The organism is Rubellimicrobium roseum (assembly GCF_006152145.1).
GTDB classification, from domain to species: domain Bacteria; phylum Pseudomonadota; class Alphaproteobacteria; order Rhodobacterales; family Rhodobacteraceae; genus Rubellimicrobium; species Rubellimicrobium roseum.
Map to the genome: position 1 here is coordinate 1 of NZ_VDFV01000063.1, position 17,786 is coordinate 17,786.

Annotated in this window: 18 protein-coding genes; all 18 read right to left on the bottom strand. The window is 64.7% G+C overall.

Annotation, left to right across the window (positions count from 1 at the left end):
- A partial coding sequence (locus FHG71_RS20800) for a type I restriction-modification system subunit M N-terminal domain-containing protein (protein ID WP_218014191.1) occupies positions 1-251 on the bottom strand: 251 nt, incomplete at its 3' end.
- A gap of 43 nt (positions 252-294) precedes the next feature.
- Positions 295-1,929, bottom strand: coding sequence for a DUF262 domain-containing protein (locus tag FHG71_RS20805; RefSeq protein ID WP_139083616.1), 1,635 nt, complete (start codon positions 1,927-1,929; stop codon positions 295-297).
- A 226-nt stretch (positions 1,930-2,155) separates the two neighbouring features.
- Positions 2,156-2,614, bottom strand: coding sequence for a YbaK/EbsC family protein (locus tag FHG71_RS20810; protein ID WP_139083617.1), 459 nt, complete (start codon positions 2,612-2,614; stop codon positions 2,156-2,158).
- Between the two features lie 81 nt (positions 2,615-2,695).
- The gene (locus FHG71_RS20815; RefSeq protein ID WP_425467380.1) at positions 2,696-3,091 is read right to left on the bottom strand and encodes a hypothetical protein; all 396 of its coding nucleotides are present in this window, start codon (positions 3,089-3,091) and stop codon (positions 2,696-2,698) included.
- Positions 3,091-4,470, bottom strand: coding sequence for a recombinase family protein (locus tag FHG71_RS20820; RefSeq protein ID WP_139083618.1), 1,380 nt, complete (start codon positions 4,468-4,470; stop codon positions 3,091-3,093). Before FHG71_RS20820 ends, FHG71_RS20815 begins: the two co-directional genes overlap by 1 nt.
- Positions 4,467-4,955: a DUF2924 domain-containing protein gene (locus tag FHG71_RS20825; protein ID WP_139083619.1), complete on the bottom strand. Its 489-nt coding sequence runs from the start codon at positions 4,953-4,955 to the stop codon at positions 4,467-4,469. The genes FHG71_RS20820 and FHG71_RS20825 overlap by 4 nt, the downstream gene beginning before the upstream one ends.
- Before the next feature lie 918 nt (positions 4,956-5,873).
- The gene (locus FHG71_RS20835; protein WP_139083621.1) at positions 5,874-7,118 is read right to left on the bottom strand and encodes an AAA family ATPase; all 1,245 of its coding nucleotides are present in this window, start codon (positions 7,116-7,118) and stop codon (positions 5,874-5,876) included.
- A complete protein-coding gene (locus FHG71_RS20840; protein WP_139083622.1) occupies positions 7,115-7,348 on the bottom strand; it encodes a hypothetical protein in 234 nt (77 codons plus the stop codon). Before FHG71_RS20840 ends, FHG71_RS20835 begins: the two co-directional genes overlap by 4 nt.
- On the bottom strand, positions 7,345-7,530 hold the full coding sequence (locus FHG71_RS20845) for a hypothetical protein (RefSeq protein WP_139083623.1): 186 nt from the start codon (positions 7,528-7,530) through the stop codon (positions 7,345-7,347). Before FHG71_RS20845 ends, FHG71_RS20840 begins: the two co-directional genes overlap by 4 nt.
- Before the next feature lie 12 nt (positions 7,531-7,542).
- The gene (locus FHG71_RS20850) at positions 7,543-7,728 is read right to left on the bottom strand and encodes a helix-turn-helix transcriptional regulator (RefSeq protein ID WP_139083624.1); all 186 of its coding nucleotides are present in this window, start codon (positions 7,726-7,728) and stop codon (positions 7,543-7,545) included.
- Positions 7,729-9,145: 1,417 nt separating this feature from the next.
- On the bottom strand, positions 9,146-10,765 hold the full coding sequence (locus FHG71_RS20855) for an ABC transporter ATP-binding protein (RefSeq protein WP_139083625.1): 1,620 nt from the start codon (positions 10,763-10,765) through the stop codon (positions 9,146-9,148).
- Between the two features lie 18 nt (positions 10,766-10,783).
- The gene (locus tag FHG71_RS20860) at positions 10,784-11,134 is read right to left on the bottom strand and encodes a cupin domain-containing protein (RefSeq protein WP_139083626.1); all 351 of its coding nucleotides are present in this window, start codon (positions 11,132-11,134) and stop codon (positions 10,784-10,786) included.
- A 58-nt stretch (positions 11,135-11,192) separates the two neighbouring features.
- Positions 11,193-12,080: an ABC transporter permease gene (locus tag FHG71_RS20865; RefSeq protein ID WP_139083627.1), complete on the bottom strand. Its 888-nt coding sequence runs from the start codon at positions 12,078-12,080 to the stop codon at positions 11,193-11,195.
- Between the two features lie 12 nt (positions 12,081-12,092).
- The gene (locus tag FHG71_RS20870) at positions 12,093-13,043 is read right to left on the bottom strand and encodes an ABC transporter permease (RefSeq protein WP_139083628.1); all 951 of its coding nucleotides are present in this window, start codon (positions 13,041-13,043) and stop codon (positions 12,093-12,095) included.
- 128 nt (positions 13,044-13,171) lie between these two features.
- Entirely contained in the window at positions 13,172-14,818 is a 1,647-nt protein-coding gene (locus FHG71_RS20875; protein WP_139083629.1) for a peptide ABC transporter substrate-binding protein, read from the bottom strand.
- Positions 14,819-14,917: 99 nt separating this feature from the next.
- The gene (locus FHG71_RS20880) at positions 14,918-16,249 is read right to left on the bottom strand and encodes an NAD(P)/FAD-dependent oxidoreductase (RefSeq protein ID WP_139083630.1); all 1,332 of its coding nucleotides are present in this window, start codon (positions 16,247-16,249) and stop codon (positions 14,918-14,920) included.
- On the bottom strand, positions 16,249-16,950 hold the full coding sequence (locus FHG71_RS20885; protein WP_139083631.1) for an SDR family NAD(P)-dependent oxidoreductase: 702 nt from the start codon (positions 16,948-16,950) through the stop codon (positions 16,249-16,251). Before FHG71_RS20885 ends, FHG71_RS20880 begins: the two co-directional genes overlap by 1 nt.
- The gene (locus tag FHG71_RS20890; protein ID WP_218014192.1) at positions 16,947-17,531 is read right to left on the bottom strand and encodes a MarR family winged helix-turn-helix transcriptional regulator; all 585 of its coding nucleotides are present in this window, start codon (positions 17,529-17,531) and stop codon (positions 16,947-16,949) included. The genes FHG71_RS20885 and FHG71_RS20890 overlap by 4 nt, the downstream gene beginning before the upstream one ends.
- Positions 17,532-17,786: the final 255 nt, after the last annotated feature.

The following is a 17,786-nucleotide window of genomic DNA, read 5'->3' on the forward strand; positions in this document are numbered from 1 at the left end:
TCACGCGCGTCGCCTGACCTCGAGGGGAAAGGGGCGAACTCGGCCTCAACTCGAGTTGCGCAACAACGCCCTTCCCCGTACATCTCCCTCGCCTCGGCCGTCTCCTCATCCCATACATCCGAGATGCGTTTGAAGAAGAGCAGTGGGAGGATGTAGCCCTTCCAGTCAGTACGGTCGATAGCTGACCCTCTGAGAGTACTGGCGGCTTCCCACAGGGCGGATTTCAGCTCGGCTTGTGACATGCTGTTCATGCGAAATCCTGCAAGAACAGGCCCATGTACATCTCAATGTTGTTCATTGTTCCATGGCCCAGAGGGACACTGCCCGCTCGAGAAGGTCGGCCTGGCGGTCCGCGAGCACCGTGGGGGTCCAGTCCGGCGCATCGAGGATCGGCTTCGTCGTATCAAAGCTGACCTTGTTGTTCCGCTCGGCGTAAATCCTCTTCTTGCGGTCGAAAGGGAAGTACTGTGCCTTATAGTTCTTGATCCCGGCTAGGAGCGCCAAGTTGCCTAGGCGATGAAGCCAGAGGCGATGCCCGTCCTCGGTAAAGCGGGAGCGCCAGTACTCGTCTTTCAGTGCCTGCGGCAGTACGTGCTCGATCGTGATCTTGCCGCCAAAGTCCTTGGTGACGGACTCGTCCTGGTCCGCCTCCTCGAGTCGCAAAAGCACCGCTTGGGCAAATGGCCGAACATAAACATCGCCGTCGAGCAGCGTCCGAAACTCTTCATCATTGGCATTGGCGCGGAAGATCGCGCGAACGTTCTCCGCCGATCGTCCTGAGCGGATGGCATTGATGAGCTGGAAGTATGCCGTGAGCCGCGCGGTGAAGGCCAGGCGACGCACCCAGTTCTGATAGGTGATGCGCTCGAGGAGGCCGATGAATTCCTCTTCAGTCAGGCCGGAGACGGGGGCATTCAAGAAGGCCAGCAGCGGCGGGATCCATTCCTCAAAGGCAACGCGATGGAGCGACCGGATCGAGCGCCGCGCAGCCGCAGTGGCAAACTCCCCCCGCAGGATGCGCAGGTAGTTCTGAGCGGACGCGTTCAGCCCGTCGAGGAAGTCGAAGGGCGACGCTGTCCCCTCTATCAGCGTCTTGAACTCCTCGTGGAGCGCCTTGCGCGTCTTCGTCGCTACAATCGAGCTGCGATGATGGCCGAGGAACTGATCGAGCCGCTCGATGCCGATCTGCTCTTCAAGCGTCAGCCAAGCCTCATCAAGCTCGGCGCTCTTGGCCCCGTCGCCACCCAGCCGGGCAAACAAAAGATTCTTGATGAGATCGGCGTTGGTGAGGGCCATGCCGCGGGCATTGAGCACGTTGAAGAGCCGGTATGCTGACTGCCAAGAGGCCGTAGTCACGAAGACGACGTAGACGCGGCTTAGAAGGTAGTTGGCAAAGAGCTTGAGTGTCTGCTGGTCGTGTTGCGCGACGAAGCTGTCGATCACCTCGAGGTTCTCGATGATCCGCTGTTTGGGTGCGTCCTGCTCCTTAATGATCTCGCGCTTGGTCGCCTCGGAGACGGGCTGGCCGGCTAGAACATGTTTCCGGAAAAAGGATTGATCCCGGTTGCGCAGCGTAAGGCGGGGGGTTTCCTCCTCGCCGGTGAGGGCATTGCGCGGAAGGACCCGACTACCCAGCGCCGACTTGGCAGGCTCGTCGACTGCATCGCGGAGCCGAGCAAGAATTAGATTGAGGGTGGTCAGCCGCTGTTGGCCGTCGACCACCTCGTAGAATTGGCCCTTCTCGCGCTCGATGGTAATAAGTGAGCCGATGAAGTACTCCTCATCATTTGCCCCAAACGCCTCCCAGACATCATCGAGCAACTGCTCGACGTTGCCCTTCTGCCATGAGTAAGGACGCTGATAAGCTGGAATGACGTAGCGGATCTCCTCTGTAAGGACTCGGCTGATCGTTTGCTCGGCTGCTTGCATGTTCCCGGCTCACCCCCTCATTGCGACGGCCCTGCCGAGCGCCCCAGGATCGAGCTGACATCACCGTGCTTGCGGCGCACAGGCTAAGTTGCTGGACCTGTAGGGGGCAAGCCGAGTCCCACTACTTTCGCGCGAGTTGATGGCACTGGTGTTGCCCGTCCGCCGTGGATGTCGGACGAGTCAGCACCTGAGGGACAACGGTAACCGCACAAGTGCTCCACAATGGCTACTTGCAGACGTCCACCCATTCCGCGGCAGTGAGCTCTGCCAGGCGCTCTGGTGTGAGCCGCACGGCTGCGTTGATGGCGCCGGCGGCCGGGACGACCTCCGCGAAGGCGCGCAGCGAGACGTCGCAGTAGACGGGCAGCGGGGCAGGGAGGCCAAAGGGGCAGACACCGCCTACAGGATGGCTGGTCGCTAGCAGCACCTCGTCTGCCTCCAGCATGCGGGGCTTGGTGTCGAAGCGGTCCTTGAACTTGCGGTTGTCCAGCCGCGCAGTGCCACTGGTCACCACCAGCATTGTGGTCTCGCCCACGCGGACGCAGATGGTCTTGGCGATCTGGGCTGGTTCGACGTCATGGGCCACGGCCGCAAGGGCCACGGTGGCGGAGCTCTCCTCCGTAACGAGAACCTCGACCTCCGGGGCGTGCGCAGCAAAGAACTCGCGGACCGATTGCAGGCTCACGGCTTGGCTCCTTTCCAGCTCCACGTGACCGGCGCAGGCCTATGGGGGGCAACGGGGTGGCGCAAGGCGGGGCAGGTCCGGCTAGCGTGCCTGCTGCCGAAGCCATTCCGTCTGCTGGTGCCACTCCGGCGGGAACGCCTCCCGCAGCATCTCCAGCACCAGGCCGCGGGGCTGGCGGCCATCAAGGATCGCCTCGATGATCTCAGGGGCGAGCAGCGTGAGCCGCAGAACCCGCGACAGATGAGACGGCGCGATCCGCTCGCGCTCGGCCAGCTCAGCGATGGTGGCGACCTCGCCTGCATCCAGCATCCGCTTCCAGCGGAACGCGCGGGCCAGCGCCTTGACGAGGGTGCTGTCGAAGTGGGCGCGCGGGGCAGGGGTGTCCTGCGGCAGCACCACCGCCTTGCGCCCGCCGCGCCGGACCAGGCGCAGCGGCACATGCAGGGTGAGGCTGTCGGGCGAGGTGGTCATGCGCATCAGGCGGCCTGCTCCAGCCCGGGAGCCATCTCCCGCACAAGGCCGGTGAGCCCGTCCACGCGCAGGGCGAGGTTGAGCCCCTCGAGGGTGAGGTCGATGCGCTCGACCAGGAGCTGCACGAGGCGCGCCTGCTCGGCCGGGAAGAGTTCATCCCACAAGGGGGCGAGTTGGTGGAGCGCCTCCCTTGCTTCGGCCTCAGTGACGGCAGGGTCCTCCTGGTGTGCGGCCCGCCAGGTCCCCACCACGATCTCGGGCTGGCGGAACACGGCCCGGAGCTGGTCGACGACCGCCGCCTCGATCTCGCCCGCGGGCACCCGGCCCACCGGACATGACCCGGTGCCCTGCTTCAGCACCGTCTGGCTCACGTAGTAGCGATAGAGACGCCCACCCTTGCGCGTGTGGCTGGGCGAGAACGCCGCCCCGTCCGGACCAAAGATCAGGCCCTTCAGCAGCGCCGGGGTCTGCGCCCGGGTGCGGTTGGCGCGCAGCCGGGGGCTTTCCTGCAAGATGGCGTGGACCTTGTCCCAGAGTGTCTGGTCGATGATCCCCTCGTGCTCGCCGGGGTAGCTCGTGCCCTTGTAGACGGCCTCGCCCAGGTAGGTGCGGTTGCTCAGAAGGCGGTAGAGCACGCTCTTGGAGATCGGCCCACCCGATCGTGTGGTGACGCCCCGCGCCTTGAGCTCCCGGGTCAGCACCGTGCCCGAGCCCAGTTCGGCAAAGCGCTCGAAGATCCAGCGCACGTGCGGAGCTCGCTCCGGGTCCATCACCAGCTTGCGGCTCTGGACGCGGTAGCCCAGGGGCGGCACGCCACCCATCCAGATGCCCTTCATGCGGGAGGCCCGCACCTTGTCCCGGATGCGCTCGGCCGTGACCTCCCGCTCGAACTGCGCGAAGCTCAGGAGAATGTTGAGCGTGAGGCGGCCCATGGAGGTGGTGGTGTTGAAGGACTGGGTGACGGAGACAAAGGTCACGTCGTTGCGATCGAACACCTCCACGAGCTTGGAGAAGTCCATGAGCGCGCGGCTCAGGCGGTCGATCTTGTAGACCACCACCACGTCCACGAGCCCGTCCTCGATGTCGGAGAGGAGCCGCTGCAGGGCGGGGCGGTCCAGCGTGCCTCCGGAGATGCCGCCGTCGTCGTACTGGTCGCGCACCAGCACCCAGCCCTCAGAGCGCTGGCTGGCGATGTAGGCCTCACAGGCCTCGCGCTGGGCGTGGAGGGAGTTGAACTCCTGCTCCAACCCCTCCTCGGACGACTTGCGGGTGTAGACGGCGCAGCGGAGTTTGCGCACGAGCGGCTTGGTGACAGGGGCGAGAGCCGGGGCAGAGGTCGGGGCGGCGTTGGTCTTGGAAGCCGTGTTAGTCCTCGTCTTTCTCATCCCGCCCTCCGGTGGTTCTTGAGCCCGAAGAACACCCAGCCGTTCCAGCGCGTGCCGGTGATGGCGCGAGCGATGGCCGAGAGCGACTGGTAGGGTCGGCCCTGCCACTCGAAGCCCTCGGGCAGCACCGTCACGACCTGCTCTGTGCCCTGCCACTCGCGGATGAGCCGCGTGCCGGCGATGGGTCGCAGGTCCGCCCGGATACGGCGGGTCACGACGTTGCCGCCGTCGAGCTGCTCGCCCAGCGCCTCTAACCGCCGGACGGTCTCGGGCTTCAAGCCCCCATACGCGAGCTCCTGGATGCGGTAGGCGAGACGGCTCTCGAGGTAGCGGCGGTTGAAGGTCGGCGGCTCGCTCTCGAAGAGCTCCCGCCACTGGCGCTTGAGCTCGGGCGTGGGGGTCGTCTTGAGCGCGGCAAGGCGCGCCGGGATGGGATCGGGCGAGGTGAGGGGCAAGGAGGCGGGCGAGGGTGAGAACGTGGTCATGCGACTCTCCGGTTGGACACGGTTGCATGACCGCTCTGGTCGGCCCGGATGTGTAGCGAACTCTCTCCCGAACGAACGGATAGTTCGCTTGACTGGCGAGCGCGAAGGCGCCTCAGCCCGAGGGCGAGGATCGCGCAGAGTTCAGCCCGGCGCTCCGTCGGGGTCATGCGGGTGGCGGGGTAGGGGTTCACCAGGCGTCCTCCCCCGCAAGTGACACGCGGCTAGCAGCGCGGCCTGCTCTGCGAAAAGGGCCCACGATCTTGGTGCCGGTCAGCGCGCGGTCAGGATTAGTTCGGCCGAAGGACTGCAACGGGCGGACCTCGGGGCCGAGGGGCGTGGCGTCGGCGGCGCCAGTCGTCCGTGCCGGATTGATGGATTCAAGCCGACGGGAAGGACCCGCAGCCCAAGTCACCTGCGCGTCGCGGTCATTTCGGTTGCTGTGGGCAGAGACAGCCCAGGCGCAAACCGGTAAGAGGCTCAGGATTTCAGAGGATTGCGAGCTTTTCACGATGGCCCCAAAACGAAACGAAATCGGTTTTCTCGTTTGGTGACTAGGCAGGCCCCAGGGGCCGCGCCACCGCCAAGGGGCAGGCTGGCCAGACCGGGCCCCATACCGGGGCCAGGTCCGCACCCTGTCTTTAGGCTGAGTGCCTCTATCCGAGCCGGACCGTGCCGCGGCCGCGCGGCCCCTAACGGACCTATGGCTTCGGTCCGGCCAAAGTGCCGTGCCATGCCACGTCCTCGCGCCGAAAGCAGGTGCTCGATCTCTCCACCCCGCCAAGACGGGCAGGGCACTCCATCTCTCTCCACCACCCCACCGCCCCTTTAGGGGCGGGGTGGTGGAGAGGTGGAGAAGCCCGTCGATGCGCTCCACCTCTCCACCGGTCTCCACCAAGCAAAGCGAGGTGGTGGAGAGGCTCAAACGCTGGCCCATTCGCCCACCTCCAAGCACGGGCGCTTGCGCGACTTGCCGTCCGGAAGGCGTTCCTCTTGCAGAGCGCCGGACTTGATCCAAGCAGCGAGTAGTTGCTTGATCCGCGACTTGTCGCTATCCGCGTCCAAGCCCAGCACCTCCGCCACGATGTGCCCCGCCCAGTCGTTGGCCTGCGCATCCTTGCGAGGGTGCTTGCCGTCTATGGCTCGTTGCACAGCCAGGAGATCGGCCACCGAAACGTCTTCGAAAGGGTCCGGCCACTCCCATGCTTCGACCACGCCCACACTGTCGCCATTGCCCAGGTCTACAGAGGCAACGCGACGCCAGACCCGCTTGCCCGGCGGCGCAAGGTTTGCCTTGTCCCTGGTGACAGAGAAGTAAGGGGCGGGATCGTTCTTGAGGCCAGCCTTGTCCCGTTCCGCATTGCTCATGGGGTTCAGCACACGGGCCGATCGCGCAGCCCCGAGGAGCGCCGAGGCGCCCCGGCTGCTCTCGCTCGTGGCTTCTTCCCCGCTCAGCTTGCGGGTGTGATGAACGAGCTCGATGGCGCAGTTGCAGCGGTCGGCTAGCGCGGCCCACTCTTTGGCTACCAAGTCGATGGCGCCGTTGTCGTTCTCGTTCACCTGATGCGAAGACACGAAGGGGTCCACGATCAGAACATCGACACCTCGAACGCGGATCTGCATCTCCAACCGATCCATCGCCGCAGGCTCGATCCGTGTGCCCTGGCGCACCTGAGTGGCCGTGCAGAGCGGGTGCTGCCGGCCCGAGTCCCGGAAGAGGCGCCCCCCGATCTCTTCTGGCTTGATCCCGTGGTGCAGCATGGCGGCAGTGATGCGGCGGTCCAGCTCGTCCAGCGGGTCCTCAAGGTTGTAGAGCCAAACACAGAGCTTGCCGACTGGGCGGTCTTCGAGAAGGGCGCGCCCTGACGCCATAGCCAACGCTTCGACAATCCCGTGAGATGACTTGGCAATTCCTGAAGGTCCGACGGTGCAGGACATCTGCCCGCGCAAGAGATGCTGCCCATACACCCAGGCCCGTGGTGGCAGAGTCGCCGGGTCGCGCCAGGGAAAGGGGGTCGGCAGGCAGATGCTAGAGGTGTTGCGCGTCGATGCAGCTTCCTCCGAACTATTGAGAAACCTAGCGTTGTGGAGCTGCGGCTCAGGATCTCTGCCCAGCCATCTCGCCCTCTGGAGGGCGTAGAAGGCACTTGGGTCGTTGTCCGTCATGCCGCCCTCCCGCGTTTAGGGAAGGGGATCACCTTCGGTTCGTGAAGCTCTTGACGACGCGCCTCGACGAAGCGTCGGGCCGCCGCGATGGCCCTGCGGCGGTTCGTGTGGCTGCAAACTAAGACATCGGGGATCTCGTCGAGAGTAGGCGCCTCGCTCATCGCGATGACGTCGTAGATCGTATCCCCATTCGGGCTCTGAGCTTCTCGAATGCAGACGCTCCAGGTCATACCCAACCCTCCCGCCGCACGAGCTCAAAGCGCTCGATCGACCCCGCGTCCTTGTCCCAGACAAGGCTTGCCAGCGGCGGGAGGCAGGCATTATGTTCGGTGGTGAGAACGCTTTCGCGGGCCGTCTCATTAGCCCCGGTGGCGCTGCCAGGCGCGCCGGGGCACTCCGTTTCCAGGTCCATGTTGTTTGATCCTTACGACGCGACTTGCGCGCGCTCGACGATCCACTGAGCGATGGAGCTCTCAGGCCAGCGTACGGCCTTGCTGGTGACGCGGACGGGGCGTGGGAACTCGCCCCGCTCCATCAAGCGATAGATGCTAGCGCGGCTCAGGCCGACGATCTCTTCGACCTCGCGCCGGTTCAGGTGCTTCTCGATCATGGGTGCTTTCCTGTGCATTGCAGGTCCATGAGGAGACAATGCCCCGCCCCAAGCGGCGTGGAAGTATGGCGTTAACGACCGCTAATTTTGGCAGGGGATTTGGCCAACTAATCCTTGGCTGGACCAACCTTCGGCACCCCGAGTTCTTTGGCTGCCCGGCTCAGAGTTCTAACCGGGACGTCCTCACCGATAAGGTCCGAGATGGCCCTTGCTGCCTTTGGCCAGGAACAGTCGATGCCGTTGGGAAAGAGCGTTTGGCACGCGTCGCGCAGGTTTCCTCGCACTGGACGACCAGGGCCGGACTTTGAGCCTGCCTTGATCGGTGCAAGCATTTGCCACTGTATGGTAGGCATGGCGGGGAGCCATCGCCGCCGCAGCGCCGCTGCAAGGTCTGTCGTAACCCACATTTTTGCATGGTTGTGGGTCGCGCCTAGCGCGCACCGATCGTGGTCATGGGGGCGGACAAAGAATGTACCGTCCCTCGCTGCCGAATGTTCATCGGCAAAGGCAAGTGTGTCGGGATCAATGGCGACGACGGAAGCACTGTGGTGGCGAAGGAAAACTACCGCGTCCTGCTCCTCCTTCAGACGCCAACGGAACTCGTGCCAGAGGAACCCTACCTGATCGTTGTTGAGCAGGGACGCGACATTGATTGGAGCACCTGGCGGCCTCACACCTCGCTCCACCGCCAATATGTATGTCCCTACGAATTCGCGAAAGAGCGGACCCAGAGATCTGTATGCGGGTGGAGCAAGCAAGCCCTCGATCATACCCCTAGATGCTCCTGCACCGCGTTCTCAGCCTGGAAGGTAGCCCTAGCGTCCATCTCTCGCCGCTTCTCAAATATGTCCGAACGCACATAGGCCCGCTCGGCCGCCTCCCCTACGAGTTGGGCCGTAACGAACTCCGCTATTTCGCGCAGAAAGGTGGTCGGCTGTTGTGCCCAAGTCTGGGCGCCCTGCAGGTCAGCAACGATGCCGAACTGTTCCGTGGGCGCCGGAAGACTCCTGATCGCGGGTAGTCGGCGCGATTCCTCACCGTGTAAGACAAACCGCCTGTCGTCACAGGAACCTAGCTCCTGCCGTAAGCCCCCCGCAGAGTGAGCGGGCGCCGCCTCATCGCGCTCCTTTGGCTCCCGGTTCTTCAGGGCTTTGGCGACGATGAGCACCGTCTCAGATCTTCGACCTGCCATGTGGCTGCTCCAAGATTTCTGGTGTTCAACTTGGGACATCCTGAACCTTAGGAGAACACAGAGGTAGGACCAGAGAGGAGTTGCAAACAAAACTGGCAACCACCCGATATCCCGTCGCGAGCGCTTTGCGTACCCCAAGTTGGCGCGCTCGGGCGATTGCGACAACCAGGCCCAACTCACAGGCGGCGGGTAACCGGGATAGAGGTCCGATCAACTACGCCAGTATCAAGCAACGGCTTCCCAGTGGCTTCCCGGGATCGCGTCCACCAGACTGCGCGTGTACTCCTGCTCGGGCGCACGGAAGATGCGAGCCGGAGGACCGGCCTCCACCACCTGGCCTTTGTGCATGACCAGCACCTCGTCACAGATCTGGCTCGCCACGCGCAGATCGTGCGTGATGAAGATCATGGCCAGCTGGCGCTCCTTCTGCACCCGGGCCAGGAGCTCCAGGATCTGGGCCTGGATGGAGACGTCGAGCGCGGAAACGGCCTCGTCGGCCAGCAGGACCTCCGGATCGAACATGAGTGCGCGGGCGATGCCGATGCGCTGTCGTTGTCCTCCCGAGAACTCGTGGGGGTAGCGGTCGTAGGCACTCGAATCCAACCCGACCTGGGCCAGAATGGTCCGGGCCTTCTGTCGTGCCGCTCCCACAGGCATGCCCTGCGCGATCGGTCCGACGGTCATCGAGGCGCCCACCGTCTGTCGCGGGTTGAGCGACGCAAAAGGATCCTGGAACACCATCTGAATGCGCGGTCGAAGCGGCCGGAACTCAGCCTCGCTCATGGGCAGGATGTCATGGCCGTCGAGCAGGATGCGCCCGCTGTCCGCTGACGTGAGCTTCATCAGCACTCGGCCCATCGAGGACTTGCCGGAGCCGCTCTCGCCGACCACGCCAAGGGTCTGCCCTTTGCAAAGAGTCAAGCTGACCCCCTTTACGGCCTCGACGTGGCGCTTGCGGCCCAGGAGACCGGCGGAGGTGTGATAGGTCTTTCTCAGATCCTCGACGCGCAGGATGACAGGCATCTCGCTCGCGTCGGGCACACCGGCCGCCTCGGAGCGAAGACGGGGCACCGACGCGATCAGGCGGCGGGTATAGGGATGCTCGGGCGCATTGAGCACTTGTGCGGCTGGCCCTTGCTCCACAAGGTGGCCCTTCTCCATCACGACCACCCGGTCCGCGATGTCGGCCACCACGCCGAAGTCGTGGGTGATGAACATGACGCTCATGCCCTTGCGACGCAGGATGCGACGGATGAGGTCGAGGATCTGGGCCTGGGTGGTCACGTCCAGTGCCGTGGTCGGCTCGTCGGCGATGAGCACCTCGGGATCGAGCGCCAGAGCGATCGCGATCATCACCCGCTGCCGCTGCCCACCGGACAGGCGGAACGGATACTGATGGCGCAAGAGGGGCGGATCGGGCAGGCCGACCTCGTGCAGAAGCTCAAGGACCTTGGCTTCACGCACTCGGCGGTCGCTCCAGCCATGGGCCACCAGCACTTCGTCGATCTGGGCGCCAATGGTCATCAGCGGGTTCAGGGCCGACAGCGGGTCCTGGAAGATCATGGACATCGACTTGCCGCGGAGAGCGCGACGCTGGGCCTCCGGCATGCCGAGCAGATCCTGACCGTTGAAGAGCACGGTCCCGCCCGTCACCTTCATGACGGGCGGAAGCAGCCCCATGACCGTGCTCGCCGTGACCGACTTCCCGGATCCCGACTCTCCGATGACGCACAGGATCTCGCCGCGCAGGAGATCGAACGTGACACCTTCGACGGCGTAGGACCGTTCCATCTCCTTGGGCAGGCTGACGGTAAGGTCGCGAACGGACAGGACAGGACCGGGCATGGGGGCCTCCGGAGAAGATCAGGGCTTGGGAACGACGGTCGCGACCTTGCGGAACGGCGAGAGCACCTCGAGCCATGGTGCGACGCCCTTGGGAACCTGAACAATGGAGCCGGGGCCGATCCGCTCGGGCTCGCCGTCGCCCAAACGGCAGATGGCCTCGCCTTCGAGCACCACGAAGGTCTCTTCAAGGTTGCGGGGCGGATAGGCGTAGGTCCCCGGTTCCGCGATCCAAACAGCAACCTTGGTCGCCGTCTCGGGCTGCCCCTCATCTTCCCAGACCAAGCGGCGCCAGGATTTGCCACGGCCTCCTTCGGCCTCGAGCCCTGGCGTGAGCCCAGTATCAGCGGTGATGTGGGTAAACAGGCTCATGGTTGGTCCTTTCAGGATGATGTGGGACAAGGAAGAAAGCTGTTGATCGGCCCGATCGTCATCTCTGATCCGACCGGGCATCGAGTGCGTCGCGCAGTCCGTCGCCAATGAAGTTGATGCCAGCCACAGCCATCGCGATGGCCACGCCAGGGACGATGGCGAGCCACGGAGCTTGAGCGAGATACTGCTGCGCGCCGTTCAGCATATTGCCCCAGCTGGGGAGCGGCGGCTGGATGCCATAGCCGAGGAAGCTGATGTAGGCCTCGAGCAGGATGGCGCGGGCCACGGTCAGGGTGGCCGCGACCGTGATGGGACCCACGACGTTCGGCAGCAGCTCCCAAAACATGATCTGGCGCTTAGTCAGCCCGACCATCTGCGCGGCTAGGACGAAGTCCCGCTCCCGCAGCGATCGCACGTTCGCCTCAACAATGCGGGCTACCTCCATCCAGCTTGTCACCGCGATGATCAGGGTGATCATCAGCGGGCTCGGGCTCACGAAGGCGGCAAGCGACAGCAGAAGGAAGACCGACGGAAAGGACAGAAAGGCATCCACCACGCGCATGAGCGCGGCGCCGATCCGGCCACCAAGGTAGCCCGCGACCACCCCTACTAGCGTGCCGAACACGGTGGACATCAGCATGGCCGAGAAGCCGACAAGAAGGGAAATCTGTCCGGCTTGGAAGAGGCGGGCCGCGATGTCGCGCCCCAGAGGGTCTGTGCCGAAGATGTGGGCTCCGGTGCCCGGGGGCGCAAATCGGGCTCGCAGGTCGATGTACAGCTCGTCGAAGGGCAGGAGATAGGGACCGAGGACACAGGCTAGTGTCAGGGTCACGATCATCGCCACCCCGACAAGGGCCAGCCGGTTGCGAAGGAAGCGGCGCAGGCTGCGCGAGCGCCACCAGCGGGTCGGAGCGGATCGAGGCTCGGTCACGTCAGCGGCGATCATGGGCATCTCCTTTCAGTCCAGCCGGATGCGGGGGTCGATGGAGGCCGCCAGGAGGTCGGCCGCGAGATTGCCGATCAGGACCAGGATCGCCGAGAACATCAGCAGTCCCATGACGACCGGATAGTCGTTGTAGCCCAGGCTATCGAGGAAGAGCCGCCCCATCCCGGGCCAGGTGAAGACTGTCTCGGTCACGAGCGCACCGCCCAGAAGGGTAGGCAGCTGCAGGCCTGCCAAGGTGATCATGGGAACGAGCGCGTTGCCCACGATGTGCTTCATCACGACCCGGCGGGGCGGCAGGCCCTTGGCTTTCGCGGTCCGCACGAAATCCTGGCTGATGACCTCCAGAGTGGCCGCCCGCATGTAGCGGCTCCAGACCGCGACCTCGACGAGCGCCAAGACCATGCTGGGCAGGATAAGGTGGCGGGCGTAGTCCCCGACCGAGCCATCCCCGACCGTGTACATGTTGCCCGCCGGCAGCCAGCCCAGCCAAAGCGAGAAGACGTAGATGGCGACCAAGCCGAACCAGAAGGTCGGGATCGACAGGGCGATCATCGCGGCCACCGTCGTGGTGGTGTCGAAGGCGGAGCCCTGCGCGAGCGCGCCTTTGATGCCGACCGAGGCCCCGATCAGGACCGCGAAGAAGGTGGCCGTTCCCATCAACAGCAAGGTCGCAAAGAGATGGCTGCCGATAACCTCGAGCACCGGGCGCCCGTCACGGTAGGACACGCCCCAATCGCCGCGGATCAGATGCCAGAGCCAGTCGAGGTACTGGATCGGCAGTGGGCGGTTGAGGCCCATCTGCTCGGCGATCCGGTCCAGCGCTTCCTTGGTCATGCCGGGCGTCAGCGCAAACTGGGAGAGCGGCCCGCCCGGCGCGAGGTTCAGCACCATGAAGCCGATGAGCGAGACAAGGAACAGGAGCACCAGGCTCTGTCCGCAGCGGGATAGGAGGTAACGGACCATGAGGCATCTCCGTCGTGGATGCGTCCGATCCGCGGCCCCGGTGTGACATCAGGAGGCCGCGGGTGCGAAGTGCAGGTCAGCGGCTCTGCAGAAAGCCAGGAGCTCGCTGATCGGGCCGGACTAAGACGTCAGTTCCAGCGCCAGCTGCGCACGTTCCAGGTGTCGATCCGGTTATTCACGTTGCCCGCGAAGCCCTCGACGCCAGCCTTGCGCCCGTGGATGACAGCGTACTGGTAGATCGGCAGGAAGGGCAGATCGGCCCGCAGGATCTCCTGAATCTTCAGATAGGCTTCGCGCCGCTCCTCCGGAACGACCGTCTCGGCTCCCTGGGTGAGCAGGGCGTCCACTTCGGGGTTCTCGTAGACCCAGGTGTTCTGGCCCGCGCCGCCCTTGGCGGGAGACGCGCTGGAGAGGAAGAAGGTCGAGGCGTCCGGGTCCGCCCCCGTCAGCACGTTCAGCCCGACAACGACAGAGTCGAACTGCGACAGCATCCAGTAGTCGCCCCACATTACTGCCGGAGGCAGGTTGGAGATGGTCATCTCCACCCCGATGTCCTGGAACGATTGCTGCAGGAACTGTTGGACCTGCTCGCGCAGATGATTGCCCGCCGTGGTCGAGTTGGTGAAGGCGAGCCGGACACCGTCCTTTACGCGAATGCCGTCGTCGCCCGGAACCCAGCCGGCCTCATCGAGCAGCGCCCGAGCCTTGTCGGGGCTGTACTCATGCGCCGGCAGGGCGTCGTTGTAGTAGAACGACTCCCTCGGCATGAAGGTCTCGGTGGGCGAGGGGACGCCGTAGTAGAGCGCGTCGATGATCGCCTGCTTGTCGATGGCGTGATAGAGCGCTTGCCGGACGGCCAAGTCCTGGAACTGCGGGCGCTGCATGTTGAAGGACAGCGACTCGAAGGTGGCCGTCCCCACCACCTCGACGACCCGGTCCGACAGCCCCTTGGCTTCCTCGTAATGATCTGGCGTGATCCATTGCAGGCCCACGAGGTCGATGTCGCCGGTCTTGAACTGCGTGTAAAGGACGGTGAGGTCCGGGATGTACTTGATGACTAGCCGCTCGAGGTAGGGGCCATCGCCGAAGTAGTTGGTGTTGGCCTCGAGCTCGATGTGGTCGCCCGCCACCCGGTTCTTCCACTTGTAGGCGCCGGTGCCGATCGGAGTGTTGTTGAAGGGAGCCGTGTTGGGGTCCTGACCCTCGAAGGCGTGCTTGGGGACAATAAAGGTGCCAGCGAGCAGCGACAGATAGGGCGCGAAAGGCTTTTCCATCGTCCAGGTGATTTCGGTCGGCGAGACCACGGTCAGGTTGCGAACCTGGTCATGTCCGGTGCTGCGCCAGCTCTTGAACTCGGGGTTCACCAGCAGCTCGATCGTGAACTTCACGTCTTCGGCGGTGAAAGGCGTGCCATCGTGCCAGGTCACGCCGTCGCGCAGCTTCACCCGCCAGGTCAGTCCATCGGCCGAGATGCCGCCGTTCTCCACCGTGGGCACTTCCGCGGCGAGCAGCGGGAAGAAGTTGCCGTCCTGATCGACGTCGAAGAGGGGGTCGAAGACCGCGTAATGAACGCCTTCGTCCACCTCGATGTGGGGCATGTGCGGGTTGAACACCGTGGGCTCCTGCGAGAACCCGATCACGAGCTGCCCGGAGGGGGCCTCCTGCGCCTGGGCCGCTCCGAGAGGTGTGAGGCTCGGGGCCAGGGTGGTGAGGCCGGCTGCCCCCATCAGAAGAAGGGTCTGCCGACGCGTCGGATGAAAGCTCTGCTTGGTCATCTGGTGGTTCCCTGTTGCAGTGGAGCGGGTGCGGCGTTCTTGGAGCCGCTATCCCGCGGAGGAACCAGCCCGGGTCGGCCCGGGCCGGGTAGGCGCGGGTCAGAACCCGCTGATCAGCTCGATCTTCGAGCCGTCGGAGAAGCGGCCGAACCGGAAGGGATGCGGGTCGACCAACGGCGTGCGGTTCAGCACGAGGTCGGCCATCAGCCGGCCGGCCGCAGGCCCGATCCCGAACCCGTGGCCGGAGAAACCCGACGCCAGAAAGAAGCCCGGCACCTTGGGAATCGATGAGATGACGGGAACCGCGTCGGGGGTGACGTCGATGTAGCCGGCCCAGCGTTGGGCGATCTCGGCCTTGAGAAGGGCAGGGAAGGCCCGCCGCGCCGCGGCTAGCGCACTGTCGGAGAGTTTCTTGCTGGGCACGGGGTCGAGAACGCGATTGTACTCGAAGGGACTCGCCTCATCGAGTGCCCAGCGTGTCGGGATGCGCGCCTCGTCCACGAACTTCAGGCCCAGCCGGAAGTTGAGTGACCGCCATTCCTTCCTCAGGGCTGGCAGAAACGCACGGGCGTAGCGGAAGGACTTAGGGACGATATTGACGACGTTCTCGTGTCCCGAAGCGATGGTGTAGCCGCCGTCCTGCCGCTTCCGGATCGCAAAGTCCTTGTGCCAGATGGCCTGCTCGGGTCCCCCTTCGAGAGGCATGGTGCGCAGCACCGAATTCATGACTTTGAGTTGCGGGAAGTCGATGCCGTGATTGCCCGCGAACAGGCCCGACCAGGCACCCCCCGCTAGCACGACCGATTTGCAGCGAATGGGTCCACGCTCCGTGACAACGCCGCTGATCGCCCCCCCGGACGTCTCGATGCCGCGCACCGCACATTCGGTCAGGATATGGGCGCCTCGCTCGCGGGCTGCTTCGGCGATGGCCGGCGCGGCCTTTTGCGGCTCCGCCCGACCATCGGCGGCCGTGAAGAGTGCGCCCTTCAGCTTGAGATCCGATCCCGGCAGCAGGTCCGCGAACTCGCGGGAGGAAAGCATGCGGCTGTCGAGCTGGTAGCCGTCGAGGTTGCGGTTCCAACTCTCGTGCTGAGCATACTGCTCGTCGTCGACACAGGTGAAGATGATGCCAGCGCGGCTATACCCGGTGTCGCGGCCCGTGCGCTGGTCGAGGCCCTTCCAGATCCGCAGCGCTTCGGCCATCAGTGGCACCTCGCGCGGGTCGCGGCGGGAGATGCGGACCCAGCCCCAGTTGCGGCTCGACTGCTCCTTGCCGATCCCGCCCTTCTCGCAAAGTGCCACGCGCAGGCCACTTTCGGCCAGCTCCAGAGCCGTCGAGCAACCAATGATCCCGCCGCCGATGACAACGACATCGACCTCCTGGGGAAGGTCGGCATCGCCATGGACGGGAACGACATAGGGCCCGGGCATCAGAAGCTCTCCTCGAGTTGGCAGTTGACCGCGAACTCCGCGACGCTGGCCTCGTTCGGCAAATCCAGGATCATGGATATGATCCGGGCGAGGTCGCGCGGGTCGGTCAAGTGGTCGGCCGGGCGGTTGGTGAGGCCCGCGGCCATGTCGGTCGCCACGAAGCCTGGGCAGATCGCCGTGGCTCGGATGCCCTGCTCGAAGCCCTCGTGCCGAAGGGCATGGGCCAGGGCGACGGCGGCGAACTTGGACAGGGAGTAGCTGCCCGACCGCGGCGACTTCACACGTTTGCCGGACAGCGAGGCTAAGACGATCACCCGACCTTGGCCGCCGGCCGCCAAGGATTCCCAGGCCGCCTTGGCCAGGCGACGCGGGGCCAGAACATTGACCTCCATGAGATCGCGGAGGTCCTGATCCTCGGCCTCGATCACGCTCTTCGGGATCATGATGCCGGCATTTGCCACGACCGCGTCGATGCGTCCGAAACGGGCGAGCGTGGCCCGCGCCCAGGTCTCCTCCGATCCTGCTGCGGTGGCGTCGTAGGCTTGGAGGTGCAGGCGCTCGTCCTGTCCGTCGGCCCAGGCCGGTGTTGCTGGTGAGCGCATCCCCAGCGACACCGCCCAGCCGTCCTGGACCAGGCGCTCGGCAACGGCGGCTCCAATCCCGCGGCTCGCCCCGGAGATGAGAGCCACACGCGGGCTCATTCCTGGATCTCCCGCAGCCGGTGGTAGGCGCGCTTCAGGACGTCGATCACGACGTCCTGCTCGGCGGGCGGGATGATCCGATCAAAGAAGTCCTTCGACTGCTGCACAACGATGCTTCGCACCTTGGCGGCAAGCGCCGAGCCCTTCTCGGTGATGTAAAGCTCCTGAGCCCGGCCATCCTCGGCGGAAACACGGCGCGTGATCAGGCCATGGACCTCGAACTGGTCGAGGATCCGGCCCATCGCCGAGCGATCCTTGAAGGCGATCTCGGCCAGGACCGAGGGTCTGATACCCGGATGGTTGTCGATGAGGAGCAGGGCCGTGATCTTCCACTTGCCCCGCGCAACCTCGAACCCTTGCAGTCGTTCATCGAGGTCGCGGGACACGGCAACGTCGAGCACCCGGATGTAGAAGCTCAAGGTGTTCTCCAGCACATCCAGATCGACCTGGTCGACACGAGTCGGCAGCGGGCCCCGGTCGATGTCGGTCTGATCTGCCAAGACGCTCTCCTCTGCGGCGGCTGGTCGAAGGACTGAAACAGTCCCGGCCTGACTGACAGGCTGCGTGCGATGGTGGATCAATGCAACTATTTTTAGTGGACGAACGCAATTATCTTAGCGCATTGTCAGACTGCCTACCTCGAAGGCGCATCGCGGCAGCCAGCTGCTAGAGATCAGGCGCTGTGTGGACGAAAACTGTGAGCCACGCCGAGAGAGCGTGCCGGGGACGAATGGTCGTTGCTTCGCTTTGTCCTGCCCTAGGAGACTAGGTTCAGGACCCATTGATCTGCTCGCTCCCGCTGTGACGGTGTGATTCAAGCTCCCGGTCTGAGGGGG